Origin of the sequence: Clostridium sp., from assembly GCF_034179595.1 — a bacterium.
Classification (GTDB): Bacteria; Bacillota; Clostridia; order Clostridiales; family Clostridiaceae; genus Clostridium.
The window spans coordinates 35,267-54,836 of sequence record NZ_JAXFPT010000014.1; the positions used below are offsets into that span (position 1 = coordinate 35,267).

The 19,570-nt window shown below is 28.4% G+C and carries 15 protein-coding genes and 1 other annotated feature; of the genes, 4 read left to right on the top strand and 11 right to left on the bottom strand.

Annotated elements, in window-relative coordinates; translation table 11 throughout:
• Positions 1-3: 3 nt before the first annotated feature.
• From SPJ33_RS01085 to SPJ33_RS01100, 4 genes are all read right to left on the bottom strand, one after another.
• Positions 4-945 carry an ABC transporter permease gene (locus tag SPJ33_RS01085; RefSeq protein ID WP_321116111.1) on the bottom strand — a complete coding sequence of 314 codons (942 nt, stop codon included), beginning with the start codon at positions 943-945 and terminating at the stop codon, positions 4-6.
• Between the two features lie 12 nt (positions 946-957).
• Positions 958-1,884 carry an ABC transporter permease gene (locus SPJ33_RS01090; RefSeq protein WP_321116113.1) on the bottom strand — a complete coding sequence of 309 codons (927 nt, stop codon included), beginning with the start codon at positions 1,882-1,884 and terminating at the stop codon, positions 958-960.
• A 373-nt stretch (positions 1,885-2,257) separates the two neighbouring features.
• Positions 2,258-3,391, bottom strand: coding sequence for a pyridoxal phosphate-dependent aminotransferase (locus tag SPJ33_RS01095; protein ID WP_321116114.1), 1,134 nt, complete (start codon positions 3,389-3,391; stop codon positions 2,258-2,260).
• Positions 3,391-3,930, bottom strand: coding sequence for a cob(I)yrinic acid a,c-diamide adenosyltransferase (locus SPJ33_RS01100; RefSeq protein ID WP_321116201.1), 540 nt, complete (start codon positions 3,928-3,930; stop codon positions 3,391-3,393). The genes SPJ33_RS01095 and SPJ33_RS01100 overlap by 1 nt, the downstream gene beginning before the upstream one ends.
• A gap of 146 nt (positions 3,931-4,076) precedes the next feature.
• Here SPJ33_RS01100 and dapD point away from each other — a divergent pair, with 146 nt between their 5' ends.
• Positions 4,077-4,787 (top strand): 2,3,4,5-tetrahydropyridine-2,6-dicarboxylate N-acetyltransferase, encoded by a 711-nt coding sequence (dapD, locus tag SPJ33_RS01105; protein ID WP_321116115.1) that lies wholly within the window; start codon positions 4,077-4,079, stop codon positions 4,785-4,787.
• A gap of 49 nt (positions 4,788-4,836) precedes the next feature.
• Here dapD and SPJ33_RS01110 read toward each other — a convergent pair whose 3' ends face one another.
• Both SPJ33_RS01110 and SPJ33_RS01115 read right to left on the bottom strand, forming a co-directional pair.
• Entirely contained in the window at positions 4,837-5,490 is a 654-nt protein-coding gene (locus tag SPJ33_RS01110) for a single-stranded DNA-binding protein (RefSeq protein ID WP_321116116.1), read from the bottom strand.
• A gap of 107 nt (positions 5,491-5,597) precedes the next feature.
• Complete coding sequence (locus SPJ33_RS01115; RefSeq protein WP_414627190.1) at positions 5,598-6,377, bottom strand: polysaccharide deacetylase family protein; 780 nt, start codon at positions 6,375-6,377, stop codon at positions 5,598-5,600.
• A gap of 123 nt (positions 6,378-6,500) precedes the next feature.
• Between SPJ33_RS01115 and SPJ33_RS01120 the strand changes: the two genes are divergently transcribed.
• The gene (locus SPJ33_RS01120; protein WP_321116117.1) at positions 6,501-7,037 is read left to right on the top strand and encodes a DUF4364 family protein; all 537 of its coding nucleotides are present in this window, start codon (positions 6,501-6,503) and stop codon (positions 7,035-7,037) included.
• On the opposite strand, the gene SPJ33_RS01125 is transcribed toward SPJ33_RS01120, so the two are convergent.
• On the bottom strand, positions 7,009-7,917 hold the full coding sequence (locus tag SPJ33_RS01125; RefSeq protein WP_321116118.1) for a hypothetical protein: 909 nt from the start codon (positions 7,915-7,917) through the stop codon (positions 7,009-7,011). The genes SPJ33_RS01120 and SPJ33_RS01125 overlap by 29 nt on opposite strands.
• 132 nt (positions 7,918-8,049) lie before the next feature.
• Here SPJ33_RS01125 and SPJ33_RS01130 point away from each other — a divergent pair, with 132 nt between their 5' ends.
• On the top strand, positions 8,050-8,295 hold the full coding sequence (locus SPJ33_RS01130) for a TIGR03905 family TSCPD domain-containing protein (protein ID WP_321116119.1): 246 nt from the start codon (positions 8,050-8,052) through the stop codon (positions 8,293-8,295).
• 49 nt (positions 8,296-8,344) lie between these two features.
• On the opposite strand, the gene SPJ33_RS01135 is transcribed toward SPJ33_RS01130, so the two are convergent.
• The gene (locus SPJ33_RS01135; protein WP_321116120.1) at positions 8,345-9,289 is read right to left on the bottom strand and encodes a ribonuclease Z; all 945 of its coding nucleotides are present in this window, start codon (positions 9,287-9,289) and stop codon (positions 8,345-8,347) included.
• A 10-nt stretch (positions 9,290-9,299) separates the two neighbouring features.
• The gene (locus SPJ33_RS01140) at positions 9,300-10,607 is read right to left on the bottom strand and encodes a folylpolyglutamate synthase/dihydrofolate synthase family protein (RefSeq protein WP_321116121.1); all 1,308 of its coding nucleotides are present in this window, start codon (positions 10,605-10,607) and stop codon (positions 9,300-9,302) included.
• A 218-nt stretch (positions 10,608-10,825) separates the two neighbouring features.
• Between SPJ33_RS01140 and SPJ33_RS01145 the strand changes: the two genes are divergently transcribed.
• Positions 10,826-12,037 (top strand): FprA family A-type flavoprotein, encoded by a 1,212-nt coding sequence (locus SPJ33_RS01145; RefSeq protein ID WP_321116122.1) that lies wholly within the window; start codon positions 10,826-10,828, stop codon positions 12,035-12,037.
• Between the two features lie 51 nt (positions 12,038-12,088).
• Here SPJ33_RS01145 and SPJ33_RS01150 read toward each other — a convergent pair whose 3' ends face one another.
• Positions 12,089-14,734 (bottom strand): valine--tRNA ligase, encoded by a 2,646-nt coding sequence (locus SPJ33_RS01150; protein ID WP_321116123.1) that lies wholly within the window; start codon positions 14,732-14,734, stop codon positions 12,089-12,091.
• A gap of 56 nt (positions 14,735-14,790) precedes the next feature.
• Positions 14,791-15,015, bottom strand: a binding site (T-box leader).
• A gap of 58 nt (positions 15,016-15,073) precedes the next feature.
• Positions 15,074-19,384, bottom strand: a complete 4,311-nt coding sequence (locus SPJ33_RS01155) for an acyl-CoA dehydratase activase-related protein (RefSeq protein WP_321116124.1) — start codon at positions 19,382-19,384, stop codon at positions 15,074-15,076.
• Between the last annotated feature and the right edge of the window lie 186 nt (positions 19,385-19,570).

Genomic DNA, 19,570 nt, shown 5'->3' on the forward strand with positions numbered 1-19,570 from the left:
CTCCTATCTTTGATGCTTAGGATCTAACGCTTCTGTTAGACCATCACCTAACATATTAAATGAAAGTATTATTATACAAATCATAGCTGCTGGGAAAAATAATTGATATGGTTTTGTATATATTGCAGGCATAGCATCATTACATAATGTACCTAGTGAAGCAAGTGGTGCATTTAAACCAAGTCCAATAAAGCTTAAAAATGCTTCAGTAAATATAGCTTGTGGTATTAAAAGTGTCATAGTAACTATAATTGAACCCATACAGTTTGGTATTAAATGCCTAAATAGAATTCTTGTTTTAGATGCTCCAAGAGTTCTTGCAGCAAGTATAAATTCTTGTTGCTTAAGTTGAAGTATATCTCCTCTTACTATTCTTGCCATTCCAACCCAATATGATATTGAAAGTGCTACTATAATACTTAATATTCCTGTTTTATCAAATGAAGTATCTTTTAATACTGCCATTATTATTACAACATATATTGTTGTAGGAATTGAATAAAGACAATCAACAATACGCATCATAATGTTATCAACTCTACCACCAAAAAATCCTGCTATACCACCGTATATAACTCCAATAAATAAGTTTATTATAGCTGCTGCTCCCCCAATTATTAATGAATATCTAGCTCCCATCATAACTCTTACAAATAAATCTCTTCCAAGCTTATCTGTTCCAAAAGGATGTCTTAAGCTAGGTCCTAAATTTTTTGCATCTGCTATTTGTTGATCATATGAAAAATGCGATATCATAGGAACTACTATTGCAAGCATAACTAATGCTATTACTATTATTAATGAAGCTAATGCTACCTTATTTGCTCTAAGTCTTCTCCACGCATCATTCCAATAACCAATACTTGGTCTAATATTTTGTTCAAATGTTTTTTCTTCCCTAGATACAGGTTTAAACATATCTTTACTAAATTCTAAATTCTCCATATACATATCTCCTTAGCACTCTATATTATCAAGTTTTATTCTTGGATCTATGATTACATATAAAATATCTACTAATAGATTACAAACTACGATTAATGTACAGAAAAATACAACAACTCCAAGTAGTGCTGTATAATCTCTATTAGTAATTGTTGATACAAATTCATTTCCAAGACCAGGTATTACAAATATTTTTTCAACAACAAATGATCCAGTTAATATAGATGCAACTAAAGGTCCAAGATATGTTACTACAGGTATAAGCGAATTTCTTAAGGCATGCTTAAATATAACAACTCTACTATTTAATCCCTTAGCTTTTGCTGTTCTTATATAATCAGATTTTAAGACATCTATAAGCTTACTTCTTGTAAGTCTAGTTATAAATGCCATTGAACTTCCAGCTAAAGCTATAACTGGCATTATATAAGTATTTGGACCTTTTAAGCCAGATGGTGGAAGTAATCTCCATTTTACTGTAAAGAAATATATTAAAACTGCCCCAATAACAAAGCTTGGTACTGTTATTCCAAGAGTTGATATAAACATACATAATTTATCAGGTAATTTTCCAGCTTTTATTGCTGAAATAACTCCAAGTAATACTCCAATGATAAGTGAAAAGCTAACTGCTACTATTCCAATTCTTGCTGATTTTGGGAATGAGTATGCTATAGTTTCACTTACAGATCTTCCTCTAAAATTTAATGACTCTCCTAAATCACCTTTTAATAAATTTTTCATATACATTGTATATTGTTCACTTAATGGTTTATCTAGTCCATATTTTTCATTTAACACAACCTTCATTTCAGCTGTTACCTTTTCTCCATCAAATGGTCCACCAGGCATCGCTCTCACTAAAAAGAATGTTAGTGTTACAACTGCCCAAATTGTTAAAATACTAGTAAAAATTCTTTTTGCTATGTAGCTTAACATTTTAATTCCCCCTTTTGTTCTTCCAATATTTTACATTATACATTTATTAATAATTATATTGCATATATACCTTTTGTCAATTAGTAATATTCTATAAAAATATATATTTTCTTAATAATTTTATAAATTTTACATATATTTTTATATATTTATTAAATTGGAATCATTTCCAATGAATACGTTTACTAGACTTTATTAAAAGGATTTATGCAAGTTTTATATTTAAACTTGCATTTTCATATAAATATTTTTTTAAACTTTTTTCTCTATTAATTTATTTTAATGCATTTGGACATTTTTTTAATTTTGTATTCTGTATAAATACAAAACAAAAAAGTACCATGATTAATCATGGTACTTTTTTTTTATTTTGTTATAAATTTTTTATAAATTCTTCTATTTTATCTAATGCTAATTCTAATTCTTTTAAAGAATAACAATATGATATTCTTATAAACCCTTCACCTTTTTCACCAAAAGCTGATCCTGGCACACATGCAACTTTTTTTTCATTTAATAATTTTTCACAAAATTCTTCAGAAGTTAAATTAAACTTTTTTATTGATGGGAAAACATAAAAGGCTCCCTTTGGCTCATTAACATCAAATCCAATTTTTCTTAATCTATCAATTACATAATTTTTTCTCTTTAAAAATTCATCTCTCATATACAAAACATCTTCCATAGAATGTTTTAATCCTTCAATCATTCCATATTGTACAATTGAAGTTGCACATGATACACCATATTGATGAACCTTCATAATTTCTTTCATAATAACATCACTGCATGCTATGTAACCTACTCTAAGCCCTGTTGCAGAAAACATCTTAGAAAAACCACTTACATATATTATTTTATCTTTTATACTACTATCTTGAGCAACAGAATAATAATCATCATAAATAATTGATGCATAAATTTCATCTGTGATTACTATTATATCTTCGCTTTTTATAAACTCTATTAATTCATCTCTTCCCTTTTTATCAAGTACTGCCCCCGTTGGATTAGTTGGGAAAGATAACACAATATATTTGCAATTTTCTTTTTTAAACTTTTCTTTTATGTATTTAACATTTACAGTAAAATCATCATTTAATTCATAATTTATAACTTTTCCACCAACCATTTTTACTACACTTTCATAAGCTGGATATGCTGGAGATGGAATTAAAACTTTATCTCCTTCATTTAATAAAGCCATAAAGCAATCTAATATAGCCTCGCTTCCTCCAACAGTTATACATATCTCATCTTCTAAGTAATCTATATCTAATGTCTTTAAATACTTAGAAATTTCATATCTTAACTCTTTTAACCCTGCATTTTCTGTATAAACAGTTTTATTTTTATCAATTGCATTTTTAATTCCTTCTTTTATAGCTGATGGAACATTAAAATCTGGTTGACCTAATGTTAATGATATAGCACCTTCAACTTTACGAACCTTATTGTAAAATTTTCTAATACCTGATATTTCTATGTCACACACTCTGTTATTCACTAAAATTCAACTCCTTTTCTAGCTGGTACTCCCTCTTTATAATAATGCTTTATCTCTTTCATCTCTGTAACAAGATTTGCTTTATCTACTATTTCTTCTGGTACATTTCTTCCTGTCATTATAAGTTCCATGTTTTTTGGTTTTTTTCTAATAAGATTTAAAACATCTTCTACTGATAAAAACTCATTTTTAAGAACACCCATGATTTCATCTATTATAAGCATATCACACTTACAATTTTCTATTACATCTAAAATGAAATCATAAGCCACTTTAACTTCTTTTTTAACTTCTAATTTTTCTTCTTCAGTAAGAGTCCAAACAAAGCCTCTTTTTTTCTCAAATCTAAAAATTTCAAAGTTTTCTCCAAGCTCATCTATTGTATTTAGCTCTCCAGTTTTACCACTTTTTAAAAACTGAACCATGATAACTTTAAGTCCATTACCATAAGCTCTGATTCCTTGGCCTATTGCTGCAGTAGTTTTTCCTTTCCCATTTCCTGTATATATTTGAACAAAACCTTCATTTAGTTTCAATATAATCATCTCCTTTAGAAAATATTTTACATTAAACTGATGTTACTAGCAAATTTTGTTCTTTTTCGTAATACCCTCTTTTATTATTCAGCTTTTTTTATTATAATTAATTTATTATTATTAATTATAAATTAAGAGAGGATGGTATTATGGAATACAATTTCACTGATCCATATGAAATAGCAAGATTTATAAAAGAATCTAAAAAATCAACACCAGTTAAAGTTTATGTAAATGGTGATTTAAGAGAAGCAAACTTAGACGGAATAGAATGGTACGGAACTAATGGTTTCTACATACTAGTTGGTGAATCAGATTTAATCTTAAAAGTTGTTTTAGATAATAAACACTTAATAAACCACTTTAAAATAGAAAACGACAGAAGAAATTCTGCAATACCAATGCTTGATATTTTAGATATAGAAGCTAGAATAGAACCAGGTGCTATAATCCGTGATAGAGTATCTATAGGTAAAAATGCAGTTATAATGATGGGTGCAGTTATAAATATAGGTGCTGAAATAGGCGAAGGAACTATGGTAGATATGAATGCTGTAATAGGTGCTCGTGGAAAACTTGGAAAGAACGTTCATTTAGGTGCTGGAGCTGTTGTTGCAGGAGTTTTAGAACCACCTAGCAAGTCACCATGTGAAATAGGTGATAATGCCTTAATAGGAGCTAATGCTGTTATTCTTGAAGGTGTTAAAATAGGAAAAGGTTCAGTTGTAGCTGCAGGTTCAGTTGTAACTGAAGATGTTCCAGATGGAGTTGTTGTTGCAGGTTCACCAGCTAAGATAATAAAATCAGTTGATGATAAGACTAAAGACAAAACTCAACTTCTTGATGATTTAAGAAAATAATATAAAATAAAAAAGGTATTTGAATATTCAAATACCTTTTTTATTTTATCTATACTGCACCTTCTTCATGTGCATTTGATTCTTCTCTTTTAGATCTTTCCATCTTTGATATAGATACTTCATATGCAATTTTCTTAACAGTTTCAGTTTCTGATATCTTCTTTTGATATTCTCTACTTTGTAATCTTCCCCATACTTTAATGTTATCTCCAACTTCTAAAGTTTTACAGAATCTTGAATTTCTTCCCCAAGCAATTGTTGGTATATAATCTGATTTATTATAAGCTCTATTTACAGCTAATAAAACATCTGCAATTTCTCTTCCAAATGGAGTTGTTCTATATACTGGTTCTTTGCATATATATCCATCTAAGAAAATTTCGTTAGGATTTTTACTCTTTTCTGTGCATTCTTCAATATTTCTTGCAAAAACAGTAAGTATTAATTTATTTGTTCCTTCTACGAATTTATTATATGATCTTAATTGTCCTTCTACTATAACTTCTTTACCTATACTGATATCAAATCCAGCTAATAATCTTTCTGAAATTGTAACATTTAATAAATCTACTGAATCACTTAGCCTCTGTACCTCAAGAGCAAATGTATAAAATCCTTCTCCATACATTTCGTGACTATACTCTAATTCTGAAACTACCTTTCCTTCAAGATAAATTTTGTTGTTTAACATTAAATTATCCATTGTAACCCCTCTCTCCCTTTGTGATAAACTAATATATACTTTTTAATGACCCCACAAGTACATTTCCATTATAATACATAATTTATCCATTTTTCAATATAAATTAATTATTTTTTGTTTTGAATTCCATTTAAATCAATATAAAAATCTTCTTTATAAATCATTTCTCCTACTTTTTTAAAATCATAACCTTGATCCTTTAGTTCTTTAATCACTTTTTCTAAATTTTTTGGAGTATATTTTGCATTGTTATGATAAAGAATAATAGAACCCTTTTTTACTTTTTTCATAACCCTATCATATTCTATTTTTTCTCCATCTTGTTTCCAATCTACTGAATCTGTATCCCATTGTATTGGAATATAACCAAGTTCTAAAACCTTTTCTACAGAAGCATTATTATAATCACCACTTGGAAATCTAAATAATTTAGTTTCTTCTCCAGTTACCTCCTTTATTATTTCTTCTGTCTTTTTTATTTCATTTTCTATTTTATCAGGACTTATTTTTGAAAAATTAGGATGCATATAGCTATGATTTCCTATTTCATGCCCCCTTTCATATATAAGCTTAAGTTTATCTTCATTTTCCTTCGGATAGTTTACCCATTTTCCCATCACAAAGAATGTTCCCTTTACATTATATTTATCCATTATATTTAATATGTCATTTAAATATTCTTTTTCTGCCCAATTTACATCAAAAGTTAATGCAATGCTTTTTTCTTCAGTATTTACAGAATGAATAGGTAATTTTTTTTCACTAACAAATACATCTAATAACTTTTCATTTCTTTTATCCTCAAAGATTTTAATTGATACTGAAATTAAAAACACAATAATACTTAGACAAGATATACATATAATTTTTCTCTTTGCTGAATTCAAAATTTCTCTCCTTAATAATTTTTTAAAATACATTCATTTATATTTTATCGATTACACTATATTCATTCTTTTAAAATTTATGCTATAATTATTAATATATCTGAATAAAATGGAGGCTTAATTATGTACGAAGAGAGTTCATTAGAATTAGCAGAAAACAAGTTATTGCTTTTATATATCTTAAAGACTCTAAAGCAGCCTATTTCTAATACACAACTCACTGAAATAGTGCTTGAAAATAGTTTTATAAATTATTTTACCCTACAACAATACATAGCAGAACTTGATGAGTCAAAATTTATAGAATACACTGAAGTGATGGATAAAAAGTTGTTAAAGTTAACAGATAAAGGGGAAAATGTTCTTTCATTTTTTAAAGACAGAATATCTCCTTCAAAAATATCACTTATAAATGAATACATTAAATTACATATCGATTTAATAAAAAAAGAATTAACAATAAAAAGTGACTATACAATAGAAGCTGATGATAGCTTTATTGTTGATATCAAGGCTTTAGAAAATAATTACCCTTTAATTGAACTAAAACTACAAGTTCCAACAAAAAAACAAGCCACTTATCTTTGTAACAAGTGGCAAGAAAATCCTTCAGAAATATATGATCAAATTATCAATTTACTATTTGATGATTTGAATTAACCATAATCATTGCATTAGGCTCACATCCTATTGCAATGATTTTTCTCTTATTATTTTCTTCACTTATCACATGCAAATTCCCATAAAGATAATCAGTAACAAATATTTCTTTTTGTATCTTTATTATTCCATTTGGCATTCCATCTACACTTATATCTTTAATCACTTCTCCTTTTTTTATATCTACAATACTTATACTTTTACGCCCAAAGTTTGCAATATATAGCTTTTCATTATTTTCATCTTCAAATATATCTATAGGCATAGATCCAACCTTTATTCTATTTATACATAATAAATTTTTCATTGAATAAATCCCAATGATTCCTCCATTATCCCCACCTAAATAACTTTCACAAAGATAAAAATACTCATTATTTTTAGACATGATTATTTTAATAGGATACTCCCCGACATTTATTTTATTATCTAAAGTTTTACTTTGTAAATTTATAAGTGAAACCGTATTTTCTAATAAATTAGTCGACAAAAGTATTCCTCGATTAAAGTCTAAAGCCATACTATTTGGAGCATTTCCTGAAGGAACTTCAAATTCAATATTTTTATTTTTTATATTACAGAAAATTATAGAATTTATTTCACTACATGCAACACAGGCGTATTCTTTATAAAGCTTTACATCTTTTGGATGTGGTCCTATATACACTCTTTCTAATTCTTTTAAATTTATTAAATCTAAAAAAGATAAGCTATTATCATAGCTATTTGCCACTACCCCAAGCTCATCTTTTATTGCTATACTTCTAGGACCTATAGGTCTTCCATTTGAATTTAGCTTTATATTATCTATATCTAAGTTCTCCACATCTATTTTCTTTATGCAATCATCACAAGTATTGCAAATATAAATACTATTCATAAGTAACACCTCCTAAGGAACACCTATATATTTATATAATATGACTTTTTTTAACTTTAGCGACAAAATACTCTTTATTTCTTAGCTATTTCACATTATAATTAACTTATGTTTTTATCAAGGAGGATTTTTATGTACGTATATAAAACAAGTGGTGTTTGTTCAACTGAAATACATGTTGAAATGGAAAATGATACTATTAAATCAGTAGAATTTGTTAGAGGCTGTCCTGGAAATTTATTTGGTATATCAAGCTTAGTAAAAGGAATGAACATAGATGAGGCTATATCTAAACTTGAAGGAATTAAATGCAGAGATAAAGCTACATCATGCCCTGATCAATTAGCACAAGCTTTAAAAGAAATCAAAAATAAATAATATACATAAAAAAATACCAGCTAATATTTAGCTGGTATTTTTATTATTACTAATCTAAAAAATTAAGCGTTTTTTTCATTCCATCATAGGCTAAAAAAGAATCCTTAAATATTTTTTTAGCATTATCTATAAATTCTTCTGGCTTTAATAATGCTGGAGAATAATGAGTAAATATTAATTCTTTTACATTTGATTCTTTTCCTAATATAGCACCTTCTCTAAATGTCATATGTTTATTTTTAATTGCTTTATCTAAATCTTTATCATCTCCATATGTACCTTCACATATAAATAGATCACTTTCTTTAATAAAGTTTATAATTTCATCTATAGGCCTACTATCTGTTATATAACTTATAATTATTCCTTTTCTACTTTCTCCTAACACTAAATCACTTTTATATATCTTTTCTTCAAATTCTACTTCTTCGCCCTTTTGAAGCCTGCTCCACAATATTTTTGGTACATTATTTTTTTCTGCAAGTTCTCTATCAAATTTTGCTGATCTTTTTATCTCTAATTTCATTCCTATGCATTCAGTTGAATGATCTAATATTAATGTAACAATATTTATTTCACTATTTCTTTCATCACAAGGAACTATTATTTTATTTTGTATCTTAAAATTTAAGTTACTATTATTACATTCTATTATATTTATATTATATGGTATATGTCTTGCTGTAACCATAAGACCTTCTATAACTTTAGTTATACCTACTGGTCCTATTATAGTTAATTCTTCTTCTCTTCCACTATTTCCAATAGTAGCTAAAAGTCCAGGTAATCCATTAATGTGATCTCCATGAGCATGGCTTATAAGTATGATGTCTATGCTCTTAAATCCTATAGAATATTCTCTCATCCATATTTGACACCCTTCTCCACAGTCAAACAACATCTTTCTACCTTTATAATTAATAATGAAAGATGAAAGATGTCTAAAAGGCATAGGCATTCCACCACCAGTTCCTAGAAATGTTATATCAACCATAATAAATCACCTACTTTTCTTGTTTTACTATATGATTTATTATTCCTCTCATTTCTCCAATCATGTATAAAGATCCTGTAACTAAAATCAAGTCATCTTCTCTTGCAATACTTAATGCTTTTTTAAATGCAGTCTCATAACTTTCAAAACTTTCTACATTTTTATTAAACTTTTCTATCTCTTCTTTAAGTTTAACTCCAAGCTCTGCTCTATCACTATGAGGTGTTAAAGCAATGATATGTTTACTCATAGGAGTTATAACTTTTATCATATCTTCAACTTGTTTATCTGCTAATATTCCTATTAAAAGAATTATATTTTTATAATTAAAATACTTACTAACATTTTCTTTAAGAGTTGTTATTCCTTGAATATTATGAGCACCATCTATTACTACTAGTGGATTTTTATTTAAAACTTCAAGTCTTCCAATCCATCTTGCATTTTCTATACCCTTTTCTATGTTTTTAATTTGAAATCCTTGTATTTTAGATAATACTTCAACTGCCCTAACAGCAACAGCACAATTTAATATCTGATGTTCACCTAAAAGTCTTAAATTAGCATTATATGTATTAAATTCTCCTTTTATCTTAATCTTTTGATAAAAATCATCATTTTTAATAATTTCTAATAACTTCGCATCATCTTTTTTAACTTCATATATCTTTGCTGATTTTTCTTTAGATATATTTTGAAGTTCTTTAAGTGCCTCTTCTTTTTGAGGATATAGTATTAGTGGAGTATTTTTCTTTATTATCCCTCCTTTTTCTCTTGCTATTTCTTCTAAAGTATTTCCTAAAATGTTTGTATGATCTAAACTTATTGATGTTATTACTGTAAGTAATGGATTTACTACATTTGTTGAATCAAGTCTTCCTCCAAGACCAACTTCTACAACTGCATAATCTACCTTTTTATCATAAAAATATTTAAACATAAGACATGTTATTATTTCAAATTCCGTAGGATGATTATATCCTTCTTCAATAACTTTATCTACAGCTTCTTTTATATAATCCATATAATTTGCTAAATCATTCTTTTTTATATTTTGTCTATTTATTTGTATTCTTTCTTCAAACTCTTCTAAAAATGGTGATGTATACATCCCAACATTAAACCCTTCTTCAATAAGAATCGATGCAATCATAGATGTAGTAGATCCTTTTCCATTTGTTCCAGCTATATGTATGACATTTAATTTTTTATGTGGATTCCCTAATATCTCTAATAGCCTCTCTGTACGTTCTAATCCATAATTTGATCCAAAATTCCCAACTTTTTTAATATAATTAATAGCTTCTTTATAATTCATTTATTTTCTCCTCATATTTTTAATATTAGATATGTATAATAACATCTATTAATCTTAATATTTTATTGTTAATAGTTTATAATAAAAGTATATTATATTTTTCTAAAATTATCTAATTAATAAAGATATATTTTACAATTAATTATTTATCTAGTATAATAATACTACGGATAATTTATATTTATTAAAAATAGTTATTGTTTATAGAGGTGTTAAGAATGAGAAATGTAGAAATTAAAAAAGACATTTATTGGGTAGGTTCGTTAGATCCTAAATTAAGAGTATTTGATATTATAATGTATACTCCATATGGAACAACTTATAATTCTTATATTGTTAAAGGAAGCGAAAAGGTTGCTTTATTTGAAACTGTTAAAGAAAAATGCTTTGATGAGTATCTAAAGACACTTGAAACTTTAGACATAACTCCAGATCAAATAGACTATATTGTAGTTGATCATACAGAACCAGACCACGCAGGTTCAGTTGGTAAAATATTAAAACTTGCACCACACGCTAAAGTTGTTGGTTCTATGCAAGCTATATCTTACTTAAAAGAAATTATAAATGAAGATTTTGATCATATAATCGTTAAAGATGGAGATACTATTTCACTTGGAAATAAAACATTAAGATTTATTTCAGCTCCATTTTTACATTGGCCAGATTCAATGTATACTTACGTAGAAGAAGATAATATTTTAATGAGCTGTGATTCATTTGGAAGTCACTATTCATCTGAATTAATATTTGATGATTTAATTAAAGATAAAGATGCTTATAATGAAGCTTTAAGATATTATTATGATTGTATATTTGGACCATTTAAGCCATTTGTATTAAAAGCAATAGAAAAGATTAAAGATTTAAAGATAGATATAATCTGTCCAGGACATGGCCCTGTATTAAGAGAAGATCCTTGGAAGATAGTAGAAACTTATAAAGAATGGAGCACTCCTTCAAAACCTAAGATAGATGGAGATAAAAAGGTTACTATTTGCTACGTATCAGCATATGGCTATACAGAAGAATTAGCAAAAGCTATTGCTGAAGGAATAAAGAAAGATCATAACGTTGAAATTAAGATGTATGATGTAATTCATCATGAAACTTCTGAAATCATTAAAGACATAGAAGAATCAGACGGATTATTATTTGGTTCACCAACTATAGTAAACGAATTATTACCTCCAATTAGAATGCTACTTGCTAACTTAAATCCAATAATACATGGTGGAAAATATGCTGGAGCATTTGGTTCATATGGTTGGAGCGGTGAAGCAGTTCCTAGAATCGAAAGCAGATTAAAAGAATTAAATATGAAGTCACCACTTCCTGGTCTTCGTATTAAATTTAGAGCTTCAGAAGAACAACTTGAAGAAGCTAGAAAATTCGGTTCTGATTTTGCAAATGCGATGTTTGAAAAATAAAATCACTAAAAAAAGAGAGATAATAAATTATCTCTCTTTTTATTATTTAAATTAGTTTAATGCAGCTATTCTAGCTTTAACAGCTTCTAGCATTTCAACATATTTAACTCTCTTTTCTTTTTCTCCTAAAACAACCTTTTCAGGTGCCTTAGCCACAAAGCCTTCATTTGAAAGTTTTTTATCTATTCTTTCAATTTCACCTTCTAATTTTTTCATTTCTTTATTTAATCTTTCAAGTTCTTTTTCTCTATCAACTAAGTCAAGTAATGGCATGAATAATTCTCCACCCTTTACTACTAATGATACTGCATTTTCTGGAACTTCTTTTTTATCTTCTATAAATGATACATTTGAAGCTGATGCTAATTTTTCAATATAAGCTGCACCTAATGTAAATGCTTCTTTAGCTTCATCTGATATATAACATATAACATTTGCTTTTCTTGAAGGTGGTACATTCATTTCTGCTCTTAAGTTTCTTAAGTTCTTAATAGCTTCTATAACAAATTCCATATCTTCTTCTGCTTTTTTATCAGCTAATTCTTCTTTAAATTCTGGCCAAGCTGATAATGTTATAGTTTCTTCTTCTTCATTTAAGTGAGTAAATATTTCTTCTGTTATAAATGGCATTACTGGATGTAGAAGCTTAAGTCCTGATTCTAAAACAGTAAATAATACATTATAAACTATTCCCTTAGCTTTTTCATCTTCACCATATAATATTGGTTTAACTAATTCTATATACCAATCACAGAATTCTGTCCACATGAAATCATAAACCTTTTGAAGTGCAATTCCAAGTTCAAATTTATCCATGTTTTCTGTAACTTCTTTTATTAAAGTATTTAAATTTGAAAGTATCCATCTATCAGCTAAGCTATATTCTTTGCAATCTTTATATTTTTTCATTAATTCTCTATCAAGATTCATCATAACAAATCTTGAAGCATTCCATATCTTATTTGCAAAGTTTCTTGCAGATTCTACTCTTTCTGGATAATATCTTATATCATTTCCTGGAGCGTTACCTGTAACTAACATAAATCTTAAAGCATCTGCTCCATAAGTATCTATAACTTCTAATGGATCTACCCCATTACCTAAAGATTTACTCATCTTTCTTCCTTCAGAGTCTCTTATAATTCCGTGTATTAATACATTTTCAAATGGAGTTTCTCCCATGTTATGTATACCACTAAATATCATTCTAGCAACCCAGAAGAATATAATATCATATCCAGTAACTAATGTATTAGTTGGATAGAAATATTCTAAATCTTCTGTTCTATCTGGCCATCCAAGAGTTGAGAAAGGCCATAGAGCTGAACTAAACCAAGTATCTAAAACATCTGTTTCTTGTCTTAAATTATGGCTTCCACACTTTTCACATGTAGTAACTTCTTCTGTTGACACATTTATATGGTTGCAATCATTGCAGTACCAAACTGGTATTCTATGTCCCCACCATAATTGTCTTGAAATACACCAATCTTGTATATTTTCCATCCAGTTAAAGTATGTTTTTTCAAATCTTTCAGGTATGAATTTAGTCTTTTTATTCTTTACAACTTCTATAGCAGGATCTGCTAATGATTGCATCTTTACATACCATTGTTTTGATATTATAGGTTCTATTACAGTTCCACATCTATCATGAGTTCCTACGTTATGAGTGTGATCTTTTACCTTAACTAAAAGTCCAAGCTCTTCTAAATCCTTAACAATAGCTTTTCTAGCTTCATATCTGTCTAATCCTTGATATTTTCCGCCTTGCTCATTTATAACACCCTTATCATCCATAACTCTTATTTCAGGTAAGTTATGTCTTTTTCCAACTTCAAAATCGTTAGGGTCATGTGCTGGAGTTATTTTAACTGCACCAGTACCAAATTCTACATCAACATAATCATCACCAACTATAGGGATTTCTCTATCTACTAATGGAAGTATTAAAGTTTCACCTATAAGATGCTTAAATCTATCATCATTTGGATTAACTGCAACAGCTGTATCTCCAAGTAAAGTTTCTGGTCTTGTTGTAGCAATTTCTAAGAAACCTTCTCCATTTTTTAATGGATAGTTTATATGCCAAAAATGTCCTGCTTGTTCTTCATATTCTATTTCTGCATCTGATAAAGCTGTTTGACATTTAGGGCACCAGTTAGTTATTCTGTTTCCTTGATATATAAGACCTTCATTATATAACTTAACAAATACATGCTTAACTGCTTTATCTAAATGTTCATCCATTGTAAATGCTTCTCTTGTAAAATCAGCTGAACATCCCATCTTTTTAAGTTGAGTTCTTATTCTTTCTCTATATTCATCAGTCCATTCCCAAACTTTTTCAAGGAATGCTTCTCTTCCCATTTCTTTTTTCTTAAGACCTTGCTTTAAAAGTTCATTTTCAACCTTAACTTCTGTTGCAATTGATGCGTGGTCTTGACCTGGAAGCCAAAGTGTTTCAAAACCTTGCATTCTCTTAAATCTTATAAGCATATCTTGAAGTGTATTATCAAGTGCATGGCCTAAGTGTAATTTTCCTGTTATGTTTGGTGGTGGCATAACTATTGAATATGATTTTTTATTCTTATCAACCACTGGTGTGAAATATTTTTTTTCTTCCCAAGTCTTATAAATTCTATCTTCGAATTCTTTTGGGTTATATGTTGTCTGAATATTTTTTATATCTGACATATATAAAGTTCCTCCTTAAATTTAATCTATTAAAATAAAAAGAGCTTTCATCCAAAAGAAAGGACGAAAGCTCGTGGTACCACCTTTATTCTTATAAAAACTTTTAATTTTTATAAGCTCTTAATTAAAATAACGACCTAGACTGGCCGTCTTTAGCTACTATAATTTTCACCAAAGAAGCTCAAAAGCTACCTTCAAAATATTCCATATAAAGGGCTCTCACCTAATCCCTTCTCTCTTTGATACTTCCTATTTTTACTCCTCTTTATCATTGCTTTTATTATATTATTTACAATTATCTTATATTAATAATTCTTCTTTGTCAAATCTTTATAGAAACTATTCATTAAGTGTAGCACTTGCTTCTTCAAATAAAGCTTGCATTTGATCTATAGCATTTAACTCTTTATTATTTAAATCTTTTTCTTGTTCTCTTAACTTTTTAAATGCAACTGATATCATAAGCTTAATTCTATTAACTTGGTTTACAACTGAAGCACCTGGATCATAATCTACTGCAACTATATTTGATTCTGGATAATGCTTTTTAAGTGCTTTCATCATCCCCTTACCAGTTACATGGTTTGGAAGACAAGCAAATGGTTGCATACAAACAATATTATCTGCACCACTTTTTATAAGTTCAATCATTTCAGCTGTTAAGAACCATCCTTCCCCTGTTTGGTTTCCAAGTGAAAGTATTTGTGATGCCATCTTTCCAAGATCTTTTATATTCTTTGGAGCTTCAAATCTCTTACTCTTTTCTAATTCTTCATTCATAACTTTTCTATAGCTTTCCATATATTTCATAGCAAGCATACTAAGTTCTCTGGAAGTTCTACTAAATGCTAAATATTTATGTTTAAAGTCACTATCATATGTTGAATAGAAGAAGAAGTCTAAAAGATCAGGTACAACAGCCTCTACTCCTTCACTTTCTAAAAGACTTACAATATCATTGTTAGCAGTTGGATGGTATTTAACTAATATTTCTCCTACTACACCAACTCTTGGTTTCTTGATATCTAATAATTCTAATTCATCAAATTCTCTTATTATTTGTCTTATATTATTATTAAATTCTCTCTTACTACCGTTTCTAAGATTTTCTTTTGCTTTTTCATTCCACTTTTCATAAAGCATATTTGCAGAGCCTTTAATCTTTTCATAAGGTCTTGTTCTATATAAAACTCTCATGAATAAATCACCATATACAAGTGCCATTAATGCTCTTTTTACAAATTTTAATGTTATCTTAAATCCTGGTTGTTTTTCAAGTCCTACTGCATTTAATGATAAAATAGGAACATTAGTAAATCCAGCATTTTTCATAGCAAGTTTTAAGAATCCAATATAGTTTGTTGCTCTACAACCACCACCAGTTTGAGATATTATAACTGATGTATTATTTAAATCATACTTACCTGATTTTAACGCCTTTATAATTTGTCCAATTACTATTATTGAAGGATAACAAGCATCATTATTTACATACTTTAATCCTTCTTCAACAGCACCTGGATCATTAGAAGGTAATATTTCTAAATTATATCCTGAAGCTCTTGCAGCAACTTCTAATTTATCAAAATGTATTGGTGACATTTGAGGACATAATATTGTGTGGTTCTTTCTCATTTCTTTTGTAAACACTGGGTTTTTATATCCTATTTCTTTAGTTATAGGAGTATAATTACTTCTTTCTCTTTCCTCAATTGCAGCCTTTAATGATCTTATTCTTATTCTAGCTGCTCCTAAGTTGTTACCTTCATCTATTTTTAAAACAGTATAGATTTTACCTTTTTCTTCAAGTATTTCATTTACTTGATCTGTAGTTACAGCATCTAATCCGCATCCAAATGAATTAAGTTGTATCATTTCAAGAACTTCTGAATCCCTAACATATGCTGCTGCTCTATAAAGTCTTGCATGGTATGTCCATTGGTCTACAACTCTAAGTGGAGAATTTAATTTACCTAAATCTGCAATACTATCTTCTGTTAATACTGCCATTCCAAATGAAGTTATAACATCTGGAATTCCATGATTTATTTCTGGATCTATATGGTATGGTCTTCCTGTTAATACTATACCTTTTTTATTATTCTTTTTAAGATATTCTACAACTTCTTTTCCTTTATTTCTTATGTCGTTTCTATAATTTTGTCTTTCAATAAAGGCTTTAGCTACAGCTTCTTTAGCTTCTTTATGAGTTACTCCATATTCTTTAAATTCTTCAACTATTCTCTTAGCTAATACTTTTTCATCATCTAATGAGAAAAATGGTGCTATAAATTTAATATTTTTTTCTTCAAGTATATCCATATTATTTTTAATTACTTCTGGATATGAAGTAACCATTGGACAATTATAATGATTATTAGAATCGCAATATTCTTTCTTTTCATAAGGTATGCATGGATAGAATATTGTATCAATTCCATTTTCTATTAATGCCATTATATGTCCATGAACAAGTTTTGCTGGATAACATGCTGAATCTGAAGGTATAGTTTCAATTCCTTTTTCATATAGCTTTTTAGATGAAACTGGTGATAAAACCACTCTAAATCCTAGTTCTGTAAATAATGTAAACCATAGTGGATAGTTTTCATATATATTTAATACTCTAGGAATTCCAAGCGTTCCTCTCTTAGCTTCTTCCTTCTTTAATGGTTTATAGCCAAATGTTCTTTTAAACTTATATTTATAAAGATTTGGAACCTTTTCTTTATTAAGACTTATACCAAGAGGTCTTTCACATCTATTTCCTGAAATAAACTTTTCATTTGTAGAGAATATATTTTCAGTAAGAAGACAGTTATTTCCGCACAATCCACATCTTCTAAACTCAGAAGTCATACTAAAATCTTTGATTTGTTCTTTGTTTAATATTGAAGACTTTTTACCTTCTACATATCTTTCTCTTGAAATTAAAGCAGCTCCAAAAGCTCCCATAAGACCTGCAATATCTGGTCTTACAACTTCTCTTCCTGAAATCTTTTCAAAACTTCTTAAAACAGCTTCATTATAGAAAGTTCCACCTTGAACTATAATCTTTTCTCCCATTTCTTTTTCATCTCTCATCTTTATAACCTTGTATAAAGCATTTTTGATTACTGAATATGAAAGTCCCGCTGATATATCTCCAACAGAAGCACCTTCTTTTTGAGATTGCTTAACCCTTGAATTCATGAAAACTGTACATCTTGAACCTAAATCAACTGGTGAATCAGCAAATAGCGCAGCTTTAGCAAAATCTTGTACTTCCATTCCAAGAGATTTACCAAATGTTTCAATAAATGATCCACATCCTGCTGAACATGCTTCATTTAAAAGTATGCTATCTATTACACCACCTTTAATCTTTAAGCATTTCATATCTTGTCCACCAATATCTAAAATAAAATCAACTCCTGGCAGGAAATACTCAGAAGCTTTGTAGTGGGCAATTGTTTCAATTTCTCCAATATCCATATGAAGTGCTGCTTTAATTAAAGACTCACCGTATCCTGTTACTGTAGCCTTTGCAATTTCAACTCCACTTGGAATATTATCATAAACTTCATTCATTATACCTATTATTGTTTTTAAAGGATCTCCTTCATTACTTCCATAGAATGAATAAACTATTTCTCTATCTTCATTTATTAATACAACTTTAGTAGTTGTAGATCCTGCATCTATTCCTAAAAACACTTTTCCAGTAACATCTTTTAGCTCTGCTCTTTTAGCTTTTGCTTTATCATGTCTTTCCTTAAAGACTTTATATTCTTCTTCATTTTCAAATAAAGCAGGTAATCTTTCAATAGTATCATCTTTAGCATCACTTATTGTATTTACTTTATCTATTAAATCTTTAAATGAAACCGGTTCTTCTTCTCCTGATAAAAGTGCTGCTCCCATAGCAACAAATAATTGTGAATTTTCAGGGAAGATTATCTCATCTTCTGTAAGACCTAATGTTTCAATAAATCTATTTCTAAGTTCTGATGAAAAATATAAAGGTCCTCCTAAGAATGCAACATTACCTTTTATTGGTTTACCGCAAGCTAACCCTCCAATAGTTTGATTTACTACTGCTTGAAGTACAGAAGCTGCTATATCTTCTTTTTTAGCCCCTTCATTTATAAGGGGTTGTACATCAGTTTTAGCAAATACCCCACATCTTGAAGCTATTGGATATATTACTGTATGTTTTTTTGCAAGCTCATTTAAACCTGAAGCATCAGTATTTAATAAAGCTGCCATTTGATCTATAAATGCCCCTGTACCACCTGCACAAGAGCCATTCATTCTTTGCTCTATTCCACCTTTTAAATAAGTAATTTTAGCATCCTCTCCACCAAGTTCAATCGCAACATCAGTTTGAGGAATAATATTTTCAATAGTTTCAGTACATGCTATAACTTCTTGAACAAATTTAACATCAAGCCATTTAGAAACTGAAAGTCCACCAGAACCTGTAATTGTTACTGTAACCTTTCTATTCCCTATTTTCTCATAACATTCTTTCATTAACCCAATTATAGTGCTTTTTATATCTGAAAAATGTCTTCTATATTCAGAGTGTATAATATCGTTATTACCATTTAACAATACCAACTTTACTGTAGTTGAACCTACATCTAACCCCATTTTATAATTGTTCATTCATTTACACCTACTTAATTATATTTTAAAACAAAACATATATTTTAAATAAATCATCTATATATATATGTATTATATATTAACTTATTATTAAATCAATGTTTTATACCAAATTATTATTGGAAATTTAAGAATGTGTTTAATATTTCTTAAAATTTAAGTATACTTTTGGAAAAATAAGTATAT